The 13091-nt window shown below is 71.4% G+C and carries 12 protein-coding genes; 6 read left to right on the plus strand and 6 right to left on the minus strand.

The genetic code is table 11. From position 1 onward, the window contains the following. Positions 1–55 precede the first annotated feature (55 nt). From dacB to folE, 6 genes are all read left to right on the plus strand, one after another. Positions 56–1624, plus strand: a complete 1569-nt coding sequence (gene dacB, locus ABT171_RS16065) for a D-alanyl-D-alanine carboxypeptidase/D-alanyl-D-alanine endopeptidase (protein ID WP_351244014.1) — start codon at positions 56–58, stop codon at positions 1622–1624. Between the two features lie 67 nt (positions 1625–1691). Then, positions 1692–2825 carry an Rv3626c family coenzyme F420 biosynthesis-associated protein gene (locus ABT171_RS16070; RefSeq protein WP_351244016.1) on the plus strand — a complete coding sequence of 378 codons (1134 nt, stop codon included), beginning with the start codon at positions 1692–1694 and terminating at the stop codon, positions 2823–2825. A gap of 190 nt (positions 2826–3015) precedes the next feature. Then, entirely contained in the window at positions 3016–4074 is a 1059-nt protein-coding gene (gene tilS / locus ABT171_RS16075; RefSeq protein ID WP_351244018.1) for a tRNA lysidine(34) synthetase TilS, read from the plus strand. Positions 4075–4122: 48 nt separating this feature from the next. Further along, positions 4123–4683, plus strand: a complete 561-nt coding sequence (gene hpt, locus ABT171_RS16080; protein WP_031165039.1) for a hypoxanthine phosphoribosyltransferase — start codon at positions 4123–4125, stop codon at positions 4681–4683. A gap of 215 nt (positions 4684–4898) precedes the next feature. Continuing rightward, on the plus strand, positions 4899–6938 hold the full coding sequence (gene ftsH, locus ABT171_RS16085; protein ID WP_351244020.1) for an ATP-dependent zinc metalloprotease FtsH: 2040 nt from the start codon (positions 4899–4901) through the stop codon (positions 6936–6938). A 133-nt stretch (positions 6939–7071) separates the two neighbouring features. Further along, a complete protein-coding gene (gene folE, locus ABT171_RS16090) occupies positions 7072–7677 on the plus strand; it encodes a GTP cyclohydrolase I FolE (protein WP_351244022.1) in 606 nt (201 codons plus the stop codon). Positions 7678–7701: 24 nt separating this feature from the next. On the opposite strand, the gene ABT171_RS16095 is transcribed toward folE, so the two are convergent. The 6 genes from ABT171_RS16095 to ABT171_RS16120 all read right to left on the minus strand — a co-directional run bounded on the left by ABT171_RS16095 (position 7702) and on the right by ABT171_RS16120 (position 13027). Further along, positions 7702–8190 (minus strand): DUF3180 domain-containing protein, encoded by a 489-nt coding sequence (locus tag ABT171_RS16095; RefSeq protein WP_351244024.1) that lies wholly within the window; start codon positions 8188–8190, stop codon positions 7702–7704. A gap of 72 nt (positions 8191–8262) precedes the next feature. Further along, positions 8263–8874, minus strand: a complete 612-nt coding sequence (gene folK, locus ABT171_RS16100; protein WP_351244026.1) for a 2-amino-4-hydroxy-6-hydroxymethyldihydropteridine diphosphokinase — start codon at positions 8872–8874, stop codon at positions 8263–8265. Next, positions 8871–9230: a dihydroneopterin aldolase gene (gene folB, locus ABT171_RS16105; RefSeq protein WP_208899553.1), complete on the minus strand. Its 360-nt coding sequence runs from the start codon at positions 9228–9230 to the stop codon at positions 8871–8873. Before folB ends, folK begins: the two co-directional genes overlap by 4 nt. Positions 9231–9479: 249 nt before the next feature. Next, complete coding sequence (locus ABT171_RS16110) at positions 9480–10013, minus strand: nuclear transport factor 2 family protein (RefSeq protein WP_351244029.1); 534 nt, start codon at positions 10011–10013, stop codon at positions 9480–9482. Then, the gene (folP, locus tag ABT171_RS16115; RefSeq protein ID WP_351244031.1) at positions 10010–11041 is read right to left on the minus strand and encodes a dihydropteroate synthase; all 1032 of its coding nucleotides are present in this window, start codon (positions 11039–11041) and stop codon (positions 10010–10012) included. The genes ABT171_RS16110 and folP overlap by 4 nt, the downstream gene beginning before the upstream one ends. Positions 11042–11212: 171 nt before the next feature. Beyond that, positions 11213–13027, minus strand: a complete 1815-nt coding sequence (locus tag ABT171_RS16120; RefSeq protein ID WP_351244033.1) for a phosphatidylglycerol lysyltransferase domain-containing protein — start codon at positions 13025–13027, stop codon at positions 11213–11215. Positions 13028–13091 lie beyond the last annotated feature (64 nt).

The following is a 13091-nucleotide window of genomic DNA, read 5'->3' on the forward strand; positions in this document are numbered from 1 at the left end:
AAAGGGGCTGGTGGTCGTGCCAGAGCTGAGGCCTTGGCGGGCTGCGAGACCGCAGGTGGAGCGGATCGCGAACGCCGTACGACCGCGTCTGGCGCGGGCCCGGGCGGCTGCCGGGCCGGGGGTCGCGCGGTTGACGCGGGCCCTGCGGCCCGGTCCCGCCCGCCGGCAGGCGGTCAGGACCTGGCAGTACACCGCGGGCGCCGCCACCGCCGGCCTCGCGCTCGCCGCCGGCGTGGTGACCGCGGCGGGCCCCTGGGACGCCGACGGCCAGCGTACGGCCGAGCGGGACCGCGCCGCGGCCCTGGAGCAGCCAGGTGGCGCAGATCACGGCCGCTCCGGCACGGCGTCGACGACGGCACCCCGGCCCGCGCCGAGCGCCGCGCCCGTCCTGGCGGCCCTGGACGGCCCGGCGGGCGCCCTCGGCACCAAGAAGGCCATGCCGGGCCCAAAGCCCCTCTCGGACCTCCTGGGGCCCCTCCTGGACGCCTCCGCGCTGGGCGGCGACCACGCGGCGGCCGTCGTCGACGTGGCCACCGGCCATCGCCTGTACGGCACCGACTCCGGCAAGGGGTTCACCCCCGCCTCCACCACCAAGATCGCCACCGCTGTCGCCGCCCTGTCCGCCCTGGGCCCCGACCACCGCCTCACCACCCGCGCCGCCCTCGAACCCGACACCGGCGAACTCGTCCTCGTCGGCGGCGGCGACCCCACCCTCACCGCCCACCCCGCGACCGGGGAAGCCGGGAACGGGGAGGACTGGGCCAGCCTGACCGCGCTGGCGGCGGACACCGCCAAGGCACTGCGGAAGCGCGGAATCCACAAGATCACGCTCTCCTACGACACCACCCTCTACACCGGCCCCGCCCTGCACCCCATCGGCGTCAACGACAACCTCGCGCCCGTCAGCGCCCTGACCGTCGACGAAGGCCGCACCGACGACTCCGCCAGCGGCCCGGCGCACCGCGTGACCGACCCCGCGAAGGACGCGGCCGGCAAGTTCGCGGCCCTCCTCAAGGACGCCGGGATCACCACCACACCCCCCGGCCCCTCCAAGGCCAGCACGCGCGCGCAGACCCTCGCCACGGTCTCCTCACCACCGCTGTCCGCCCTGGTCGAGCGCATGCTGACCAACAGCGACAACGACATCGCCGAACACCTGGCCCGCCAGACGGCCCTCGCCAGCGGCGAACCCGGCAGCTTCGACGGCGGCGCCAAGGCGGTCTCCGCGCGGCTGACCAAGCTGGGCCTGCCGATGTCCGGCGCCGCCTTCCACGACGGCAGCGGCCTCGACCGTGACGACAGGCTCACCGCCGACCTCCTCACCGCGCTCCTGGTCACGGCCGGCGACCCCGGCCGCCCCGGCCTGCGCCCCGTCCTCACCGGCCTGCCCGTGGCCGGCTTCACCGGCACCCTCACCCACCGCTACACCGACGGCGCCGCCGGCGTCATCCGCGCCAAGACCGGCACCCTGACCGGGGTCAACGCCCTGGCCGGCACGGTCGTGGACACCGACGGCCGCCTCCTGGCCTTCGCCTTCCTGGCCTCCGGCACCACCGACCCCCTGGAGGCCCAGTCGGCCCTGGACAGAACGGCGACGGCACTCGCGGGCTGCGGTTGCCGGTAGCCGCGGTACGTGTCGCGCCGAGTGCACGGCCTGCCCCAAGCGGGAGCGCTCACGTACGGTTGTCAACATGACTGGCTTCGGTGGCACCGCATCTCCCGGGATGGTCGACTGGAACCTCGCGGTGGCAACCGCGACACGGCTGGTACGACCGGGCCCGGACGTCAGTCGCGACGAGGCCCGCGCCGTCGTCGCGGAGCTGCGCCGGCACGCCAAGGCCTCGGAGGAACACGTCCGGGGCTTCACGCGCATGGGCACCGAGGACACCCACGACACCCCCGTCCTCGTGGTCGACCGCCCCGGCTGGGTCCGCGCCAACGTCGCCGGCTTCCGCGAGATCCTCAAACCGCTCCTGGAGAAGATGCAGGAACGGCGCGCGGGCAACCCGGGCAGCGCGGTCCTCGGCACCGTCGGCGGCAAGGTCACCGGCGTCGAACTCGGCATGCTGCTGTCGTTCCTGTCCTCCCGCGTCCTCGGCCAGTACGAGACCTTCGCCCCCGCCACCCGTGACCTCCCCGCCGGCGAGAACGGCGGCGGCCGGCTCCTCCTCGTCGCCCCCAACATCGTCCACGTCGAGCGCGAACTCGACGTCGACCCGCACGACTTCCGCCTGTGGGTGTGCCTGCACGAGGAGACCCACCGCACCCAGTTCACGGCCGTGCCCTGGCTGCGCGACCACCTGGAGGGCGAAATCCAGTCGTTCTTGGCGGAGACCGACGTCGACCCGATGACCTTCCTGGAGCGCATCAGGGAAGCCGCGCAGTCCCTCGCCGGAGGCCGCCCCGAGGGCGAGGAGGAGGACGGCGGCCGGTCCTTCGTGGAGCTGGTGCAGACCCCCGCCCAGCGTGAGATCCTCAGCCGCCTCACCGCCGTGATGTCCCTGCTGGAGGGGCATGCCGACTACGTCATGGACGGCGTCGGGCCCAGCGTCGTACCGACCGTCGCGGAGATCCGCGAGAAGTTCCAGCAACGTCGCGCCAAGGGTGCCTCCCGCCTCGACCTCGCCCTGCGCAAGCTGCTGGGTCTGGATGCCAAACTGAGGCAGTACCGGGACGGCGAGCGGTTCGTACGAGCCGTCGTCGAGCAGGTCGGCACCGACGGCTTCAACCGCGTGTGGACCTCGCCCAACACCCTGCCCACCAAGGCGGAGATCGCCAAACCGGCGGACTGGGTCGCGCGGGTGCACCGCAAGGCCGAATCCTGAACGGCATGGACACGTCGTGAACGGAATCCGGCCGACGGCAGGCGAACGCCCCTCCAATCACCCGTCCGAGGGACCGTGAGCCATGCGTAGGCGTGCGATGCTCGGGGAACGGCCCGCTTCTGTCACCATCTACACACTCTGAGTGACCGACTCGGGCTCACCCCCCGAAACTTCATGAAGGGAACCGGACATGGGTCCCCATCCTGCGGTCGCGGCGATACGCCTGGCGGTCCGCCGCGTCCTCCACGACATCCTCAACGACCACCACAGCCTCGCCGGTGCCGGTGCCCGGCAGGCCTTCGGCGCGCACCCGGACCGGCCGGCCGAGCGGCCCCCCTCCCCGCTCGTCCTCGTCGCGTGCTCCGGCGGCGCCGACTCCATGGCCCTCGCCTCCGCCCTCGCCTTCGAGGCGCCCAAGCTCGGCATCCGCGCCGGTGGCGTCACCGTCGACCACGGCCTCCAGCCCGGCTCCGACCTCCGCGCCGACGAGGTCGTCCTGCGTCTGCGCGAACTCGGCCTCGCGCCGGTCGAGTCCGTCGCCGTGACCGTCGGCCGCGAAGGCGGGCCGGAAGCCGCCGCCCGCGACGCCCGCTACGCCGCCCTCGACGCCGTCGCCGAACGCCACGGCGCCGCCGCCGTCCTGCTCGGCCACACTCGCGACGACCAGGCCGAAACCGTCCTGCTCGGCCTCGCCCGCGGCTCCGGCATCCGCTCCCTGTCCGGTATGGCGGCGGTCTCGGGGGCCGCCGGCCGGTACCGGCGCCCCTTCCTGGAACTCGACCGGCAGACCGCCCGCAAGGCCTGCATGGTCCAGTCCCTCCCCGTCTGGGACGATCCTCACAACGCCGACCCCGCCTACACCCGCTCCCGGCTGCGGCACGAAGGCCTGCCCGCCCTGGAGAAGGCCCTCGGCAAAGGAGTCGTGGAGGCGCTCGCCCGCACCGCCCAGCTCTCCCGCGACGACGCCGACGCCCTCGACGCCTGGGCCAGCCAGGCCGAGGCCTCCGTACGGGACGCCGCAGGCCGGCTGGAGTGCGCCAAGCTCTACGCCCTCCCGCCCGCCGTACGCCGCCGCATCCTGCGCCGCGCCGCCATCGGGGCCGGTGCCCCGGCCGGTTCGCTGTTCGCCCGCCACATCGAGGAAGTCGACCGCCTGATCACCGGCTGGCGCGGCCAGGGAGCCATCAATCTCCCGGGCAGAGTCGTCGCCCGGCGGCAGGGTGGCAGACTGGTGATTCGGCAAGGCTGAATCCTTACCCCCACGAGGGGTGAGCAGCCGGTGGGACGACCGAAAGTGATGCGGGTGGACGCGAAAGACATGGGTGCCGACCTCCAGCAGGTGCTCATCACCAAGGAAGAGATCGACGCGAAGCTGGCCGAGCTGGCCGCGAAGATCGACGCGGAGTACGCGGGCAAGGACCTGCTCATCGTCGGTGTCCTCAAGGGCGCCGTGATGGTGATGGCCGACCTCGCCCGGGCGCTGTCCACCCCCGTCACCATGGACTGGATGGCCGTGTCCTCCTACGGCGCGGGCACCCAGTCCTCCGGTGTCGTGCGGATCCTCAAGGACCTCGACACCGACATCAAGGGCAAGCACGTCCTCATCGTCGAGGACATCATCGACTCCGGCCTGACCCTGTCCTGGCTGATCAACAACCTCGGCTCCCGCGAGCCCGCCTCCCTGAAGGTGTGCACGCTGCTGCGCAAGCCGGATGCCGCGAAGGTCGCCATCGACGTCGAGTGGGTCGGCTTCGACATCCCGAACGAGTTCGTCGTCGGCTACGGCCTCGACTACGCCGAGAAGTACCGCAACCTTCCGTTCGTCGGTACGCTCGCGCCCCACGTCTACGGCGGCTGAGCCGGACCGGGTGGTGTGAGCCACTCGGCTCAAGCCTTGTAGGACGATCGGGAACCCCGGCGGGTTCCGGGCCGTTGAAGCATGCAGAGACGGGTTTCCCGGCCTCCGAAGCAAACTTCGTGCGGCTTCGGACCACCACGCTGGGGTACCGTCAGAAGAACTGTCTTATCAAACTCACTATGGCAGGAGGGACGGGGCGGCACCGCTCCGTATGGATGGACGTGAAGCGATACTTCCGTGGGCCGGTCATGTGGATCGTGCTGGCCGTCCTTGCCGTGGTCGTGTTGATGCAGGTCGTCGGCTCGTCCGGCGGCTACAAGACGGTGGACACCGGCCAGGTCATTGCCGCGATCAATGACAACAGGGTCCAGTCGGCCAAGCTGACCACAGGCGACGAGCAGACCATCAAGGCCACCCTCAAGGACGGCCAGAAGGTCGACGGCAGCTCCAAGATCCAGGCGAGCTACATCGGCGACCAGGGCGCCCAGCTCGCCGGCTCGCTGCAGACCAAGTACCAGGACAAGCAGATCCCGGACGGCTACACGGTCTCGCCGTCCAAGCAGAACCCGTTCGTCGGCGTCCTGCTCTCCCTGCTGCCGTTCGTCCTGATCGTGGTCGTCTTCCTGTTCCTGATGAATCAGATGCAGGGCGGCGGCTCCCGGGTCATGAACTTCGGCAAGTCCAAGGCCAAGCTCATCACCAAGGACACCCCGAAGACGACCTTCGCCGACGTCGCCGGCTGCGACGAGGCCGTCGAGGAACTCCACGAGATCAAGGAGTTCCTGCAGGAGCCGGCCAAGTTCCAGGCCGTCGGCGCCAAGATCCCCAAGGGTGTGCTGCTCTACGGCCGTCCCGGTACCGGCAAGACGCTGCTCGCGCGTGCCGTGGCCGGCGAGGCGGGCGTCCCCTTCTACTCGATCTCCGGTTCCGACTTCGTCGAGATGTTCGTCGGTGTCGGTGCCTCCCGGGTCCGTGACCTGTTCGAGCAGGCCAAGGCGAACGCCCCGGCGATCGTCTTCGTCGACGAGATCGACGCGGTCGGCCGCCACCGCGGCGCCGGCCTCGGCGGTGGTCACGACGAGCGCGAGCAGACCCTGAACCAGCTGCTCGTCGAGATGGACGGCTTCGACGTCAAGGGCGGCGTGATCCTCATCGCCGCGACGAACCGTCCCGACATCCTCGACCCGGCGCTGCTCCGCCCCGGCCGCTTCGACCGTCAGATCGCGGTCGACCCGCCGGACCTGCAGGGCCGCCTGGAGATCCTCAAGGTCCACCAGAAGGGCAAGCCGGTCGCGCCCGACGTCGACCTGTCCGCCGTCGCCCGCCGCACCCCCGGCATGACGGGTGCCGACCTGGCCAACGTCCTCAACGAGGCGGCCCTGCTCACCGCTCGCGGTGACCAGAAGCTGATCGACAACAGGGCGCTGGACGAGGCGATCGACCGTGTGGTCGCGGGCCCGCAGAAGCGGACCCGGATCATGTCGGACAAGGAGAAGAAGATCACCGCGTACCACGAGGGCGGCCACGCCCTGGTCGCGGCGGCCTCCCCGAACTCCGACCCGGTCCACAAGATCACCATCCTGTCCCGCGGCCGTGCCCTCGGCTACACGATGGTCCTGCCGGACGAGGACAAGTACTCGACCACGCGCAACGAGATGCTCGACCAGCTCGCCTACATGCTGGGCGGCCGCGCCGCCGAGGAACTGGTCTTCCACGACCCGACCACCGGCGCTGCGAACGACATCGAGAAGGCCACCAACCTGGCCCGCGCGATGGTCACGCAGTACGGCATGACCGAGCGGCTCGGCGCCATCAAGTTCGGCGGCGACAACAGCGAGCCGTTCCTCGGCCGTGAGATGGCTCACCAGCGCGACTACTCCGAGGAGGTCGCCGCGCTGGTGGACGAGGAAGTCAAGAAGCTGATCGAGACCGCGCACAACGAGGCCTGGGAGATCCTGGTCGAGAACCGCGACGTGCTCGACCAGCTCGTCCTGCAGCTGCTGGAGAAGGAGACCCTGGGCAAGGAGGAGATCGCCGAGATCTTCGCCCCGATCCACAAGCGCCCGCCGCGGCCCGCCTGGACCGGCTCCTCCCGCCGCACCCCGTCCACCCGCCCGCCGGTGCTCTCCCCCAAGGAGCTCGCACTCACCAACGGCGCGAACGGCGCGACGGCCGCCATCAGCACGGCCAAGTCCACCGCCACGGAGTCCGCTCCGGTCACGGACCAGACCCCGGACGACCGTCCGGAGAGCTGACAGCGTTTCGGCCAACCGGCCTGGAATGAACGCCGCGCCCGCCAGGTTCTAGCCTGGAGGGCGCGGCGTTCGTATGTCCGCACACAGCGCGTGGCCGCCGCCACGCGATAGAGGCACAGGAACGAGGAACCAGATGACCGACCCCGTGACGCTGGACGGCGAGGGCCAGATCGGCGAGTTCGACGAGAAACGCGCCGAGAACGCCGTACGGGAGCTGCTGATCGCGGTCGGCGAGGATCCGGACCGGGAGGGCCTGAGGGAGACGCCGGCGCGGGTGGCGCGGGCGTACCGGGAGATCTTCGCGGGCCTGTGGCAGAAGCCCGAGGACGTGCTGACGACGACGTTCGACCTGGGGCACGACGAGATGGTCCTCGTGAAGGACATCGAGGTGTACAGCACCTGTGAGCACCATCTGGTCCCGTTCAGGGGCGTCGCCCACGTCGGCTACATCCCGTCCGTCACCGGGAAGATCACCGGCCTGTCCAAGCTGGCCCGCCTGGTGGACGTCTACGCGCGGCGGCCGCAGGTGCAGGAACGACTCACCACGCAGATCGCGGACTCCCTGATGGAGATCCTGGAGCCGCGGGGCGTCATCGTGGTCGTCGAGTGCGAGCACATGTGCATGTCCATGCGCGGCATCCGCAAGCCGGGCGCGAAGACCATAACGTCCGCCGTGCGCGGACAGCTGCGGGACGCGGCGACGCGCAACGAGGCCATGAGCCTGATCATGGCGCACTGAACCGGTGCTCGGGGAGACCGGTGGTCACGCCGCCGGTTCCGCTCCCGGGTGGTTCTGGTCCTCGTCCTCCGGGAGTTTGCACACCCGCTCCAGGAACAGGGCTGCCGCTATGACCCCGATGCCCGCCAGGACCGAGAAGCCGGCGTAGAGGGCCTGGTCGCGGCGGGCGGGGATGTCGAGGAGCTCCAGCAGGAAGACGCCCGTGCCGCCGTACATGCCGGCGACCAGGGCGGCGACCAGGGCGCTGGCCTGGCCGAAGACGACCGCGCGGGCGGCCATCAGGGGGTCGACGCCCTTCGCGCCGGGGCGGCGCTCGCGCTGGGCCTTGAGGCGGGAGCGCAGGGAGAGCGCCGTGGAGAGCAGCACCACGGCGATCAGGGCGAGGACGATGGGGGCGGCCAGGGGGACGCTGGGAAGAGTCCCGATCGAGTTCCAGAGGCGGGCTCCCGCCCAGGACAGGACGCCGGCGACGATGAACACGCCTGCCAGCACCCTGATGCGCAGCTCTCTCACGGTGTCCCTTCAGCTCCCCCGGACCGGCCCGGACGGTCGTCGCTCACGACCTTGTCGTCTTGACCTTAACGACTACTCGGGCAGTCGGAGTTCCAGGTCCTTGCGGGGCTCGACGCCCGCACGGGTGAGGGCCGACAGCAGATCGGCCACCGTGCCACGTCCGGGCAGCTGGGCCTGCGGGTCCACGTCGTGCCAGGGCGCGAGCACGAAGGCGCGCTCATGGGCGCGCGGGTGGGGCAGGGTGAGGTGCGGGTCGTCGGAGGTGACGTCGGCGTAGGCGACGATGTCGACATCCAGGGTGCGCGGGCCCCAGTGCTCGTCGCGGACGCGTTTGTACGCTTCCTCGATGGCGTGTGCCCGCTCCAGCAGGGAGGCCGGGGGCAGGGTCGTCTTCAGGACCACGACCGCGTTGAAGTACGACGGCTGGCTGCCGGGCTCGACGCCCCAGGGCTCGGTCTCGTAGACCGGGGAGACGCCCTTCACGCGGACACCGGGGGTGTCCTCCAGGGCGTCGACGGCGCCCTGGAGGGTCTCCAGGCGGTTGCCGAGGTTGGAGCCGATGGAGATGACGGCCCACTGGGGGTTGTGCAGGGTCGTGTCGGCGGCGTCGACCTTTTCGACGACCGAGGCGGGCACCGGCTGGACGGTCGGGTCGCTGTGACCCTGGAGGAAAGGTCGGGTCATACTCGGCTCCGGGTGATGGTGACGGTCACGTCGTCGAAGGGAACGGTGATCGGCGCGTCCGGCTTGTGGACGCAGACCTCCACCTCCTGTACCCCTTCGTGCTTGAGGCAGGTCTGGGCGATCCGCTCGGCGAGGGTCTCGATGAGGTCCACCGGCTCGCCCTCGACCACGGCCACGACCTCTTCGGCCACGATGCCGTAGTGCACGGTCTTCGCCAGGTCGTCGTCGGCCGCGGCCGGCCGGGTGTCCAGCCCCAGGACGAGGTCGACGATGAAGGTCTGGCCCTCCTCGCGCTCCTTGGGGAACACACCGTGGTGCCCGCGGGCCTTGAGGCCGCGCAGCGCGACACGATCCACGCGAATCACTCCTGCAATCGTCGGGAAGGACCGGTCCGTACCGCGTGCGGGCGGTACACCGGCCTGAGACGAATCTACCTGCGGGCACTGACAAAGCCGGGCTGCAGGGACGCGGGCCCGCGCCGGGGCCACGAGCGTTCATCTCGTGTTTCCCCGGGGAAACACGGCCTTGTCATGGGCTGGTAGCGGCTCCTACCCCGGGGTAGGTGATTCCAACCACTTCTTGGTCCCCTGGGGGCGGCTACCCGCTCAGGCGAGGGGGCTGTCGTCCGGATTCACGCCACTGACGCCGGTCTCGCCGTCCTCGTCGTCGCTCTCGGCCAGGACGGGGGAGGCGTGGTGCGACCAGAGCTTCCAGCCGTCGGACGTGCGGCGGAACACGTTCGTGGCGACGACGAGCTGGCCGACCAGCGGCCCCAGTTCCCCGCCGCCCTCGGGCGCGGGGCCGCCGCTGAGGATGTTCTCGGTGCAGGTGACGAGGGCGGTGTCACCGGTGACGGAGACGTGCACGTCGGTGAGGAAGAACTGGATGTAGTCGGTGTGGGCCATGATCAGGGCGTAGGACCTGAGGACCTCGCCGCGGCCGGTGAGCACCGGCCAGCCGGGGTGTACGCAGGAGACCACGCCGGTGTCCGCCGGGTCGTGGTACTCCTCGTCCACGCCCAGGTCGGCCGGGGTGAGCCAGAGCGACGACAGCTCCTCGAAGTCGCCGCGTTCCATCGCCTCGTAGAAGGCGGTGTTGGCGGCCTCCACCTGCTCGACGTCGGTATGGGGGGCGCTCACCGGGCTCCTTCCGCCCCGCGCTCGTCACCGGCGCCGGGCGCTGGGCGCGTGCACTCCGCTCCCGGCGCGTCCGCTGCCCCGTACGCCCCCCGCTCACCCTCCGTGCCCGGCGCGCGCCCTGCTGCGCGCGCCCTGCCGTCACCTGGTGCGCCAGGCGCGGACCCGGACATCCGCGCCTTCTCCACGGCGCGCGCGACCCGTACCGCGTCCGCGGTGGCGCGCACCTCGTGCACGCGTACCGCCCACGCACCGGAGTGCGCCGCGAGTGCGGAGACGGCGGCCGTGGCGGCGTCGCGCTCCCGGGCCGGCGGGGGCGCGCCCTCCGGGCCGGCCAGGACGCGGCCGAGGAACCGTTTGCGGGAGGCGGCCACGAGCAGGGGGTGGCCGAGGGCGCGCAGGCGGTCCAGGCGGGCGAGGAGGGCGAGGTCGTGCTCGGCCTCCTTGGAGAAGCCCAGTCCGGGGTCCACGACGATGCGGTCGGGGGCGATGCCGCCGGCGAGGACGGCCTCCACGCGCGCGTGCAGCTCGTCCACGACTTCGGCGACGACGTCGTCGTAGACGCCCTTGACGTTGCCGCCCTGGAGGAAGCCGCGCCAGTGCATGACGACGAACGGGGCGCCCGCGTCTGCGACGACCGGGATCATCGCGGGGTCGGCGAGGCCGCCGCTGACGTCGTTGACGAGGGCGGCGCCGGCCGCGAGGGACTGTTCGGCGACACGGGCGCGCATGGTGTCGACGGAGACGACGACGCCCTCGGAGGCGAGGCCGCGGACGACCGGGATGACGCGCCTGAGTTCCTCGGCCTCGTCCACCCGGGTGGCGCCGGGACGGGTGGACTCGCCGCCGACGTCGACCAGGTCCGCGCCTTCGGAGACGAGGTCCAGGCCGTGTTTGACGGCGACGGTCGTGTCGAACCAGCGGCCGCCGTCGGAGAAGGAGTCGGGGGTCACGTTGACGACACCCATGACCGCGCACCGGTCCCATGCCGGAAGGCCCGCCACCTGGCCGCGCCCGCTGAGGTTGTTCATACGTTCAGCGTAGGCCCAGCAGGATGCCGCAAACGCGCGGCGGCCCGGGCGGGAGCCCCTGTGCTGGAGGGGGTGGGGTGCCCGCCCGGGCCCGGCCTTGCCGCACGGTACGGTCATGCGGTGCTCAGTACGTCTTGACGTCTTAGGGCGCTCAGTGCGTCCTACGGCGCGTCAGGCCGCGCGGACGTCCCGTTCCGCCACGGTGTGCGCGCAGGGGCGCTCGACAGCTGCCCTGCGCCGGCGCAGGAAGCGCGGGAGCGGCAGCGCGAGGTTGACGAAGCCCTCCGCCTGCATGGCGGCGAAGCCGATGCGGGGCAGGTCGGCGGAGTGCCGGTAGACCACGAAGCGGGGCTCCCAGCGCGGCTGGAACTTGGCGTTGAACTTGTACAGCGACTCGATCTGGAACCAGCGCGAGAGGAACACGAGCAGCCCGCGCCAGGCGCGCAGCACCGGACCTGCGCCGATCTTCTCGCCGCGTGCGAGGGCCGAGCGGAACATCGCGAAGTTCAGTGAGACGCGGGTGATGCCGAACTTCGGGGCGGCCTGCAGGGCGGCGACGATCAGCAGCTCGTTCATGCCGGGGTCCGCGCTGCGGTCGCGGCGCATGAGGTCGAGCGAGGCGCCGTCCTTGCCCCAGGGCACGAAGTGCAGGACCGCCTTCAGGTCGCCGTACTCGCCGGGCTCGTCGTCCTGCTTGTGGGCGGTGGCGATCAGGCAGTCGCCGTCGGTGGGGTCACCGATCCGGCCGAGCGCCATGGAGAAGCCGCGCTCGGTGTCGGTGCCGCGCCAGTCCTCCGCCGCCCGGCGGATGCGCTCCAGCTCGGTGTCGCCGAGGTCACGGATGCGCCGTACCCGCGTTTCGTAGCCGGCTCGCTCGATGCGCTTGACCATTTGTCGGACGTTGCGCATCGCGCGTCCGGCGAGGGAGAAATCCGCGACCTCCACCACCGCCTCGTCGCCCAGCTCCAGGGCGTCCAGGCCGGTCTCGCGGGTCCACACCTCGCCGCCCGTCTCCGAGCAGCCCATCACGGCCGGGGTCCAGGAGTGGGCCTTGGCCTCGTCCATGAAGCGCTCGATGGCGCCGGGCCAGGCCTCGACGTCGCCGATGGGGTCGCCGCTGGCGAGCATCACACCGGAGATGACGCGGTAGGTGACGGCGGCCTTGCCGCTGGGGGAGAAGACGACCGCCTTGTCCCGGCGCAGCGCGAAGTGGCCGAGGGAGTCGCGCCGGCCGTGCTTCTCCAGCAGGGCCCGCAGTTGGGCCTCGTCCTCCTCGGTGAGGCGGGCGGCCGGGTGCTCGGGGCGGAACGCCAGGTAGATGGTGGTGACGGCGGTGATCCAGCCGAGGGCGCCGAGGGAGAAGGCGACGGTCCAGGACGTGTTGCCCTGGTAGTCGACCGGGCCCTCGAAGCCGAACAGGCCGTAGATGACGTGGGTGAGCCGGTCGGCGAGGCTCGGGTCGCCGACCGTCCGGTGCGGGTGGACGCTGACGATGACCAGGCCCAGCATGAGCGAACCGGCGCTCATGAGGACGAAGTTGGCGAGCGCGCGCCACCTGCTGCGCGGGTCGGGCAGCGCCGCGAACTCGTTCCGGTGCAGCAGCAGCGGTACGAGCAGCGCGACCGCGATGAGCACACCGACGACCGAGTGGCGGTAGGCGAACTGGGCCACCGCACCCGCCGGCAGCAGCGCGACCGCGGCGCGCCACGCCCGTCGCTTGCGCCGCTTGAGCCCGTGCGCGAGCAGCAGCAACAGCACGCCGCTGCTCAGCGACAGCGCTGCGGCGAAGGGGCCGAACGACCCCGGCAGCACCTCGGCTATGGCATGGACGCGGCTGTGCCGGAAACGTGGGAACACGCCCGCGGCGATGTCCAGGACGCCCACAAGAGCCGCCGCCCAGCCGACCAGGGCGGGAACGGCCTCGGGGCGCGGGCCGCGCAGTATGCGCCGCGCCCGGCTTGATCGGCTCGGAACCCCGCCCGACATTTCCCCATCTATCCTGACAGACATCGCATCCCGTAGTTCTGCGAGAGACCTTGGACCCGGGCCC

The sequence above is a fragment of the Streptomyces sp. NPDC001851 genome, from assembly GCF_040297165.1.
GTDB lineage: Bacteria > Actinomycetota > Actinomycetes > Streptomycetales > Streptomycetaceae > Streptomyces.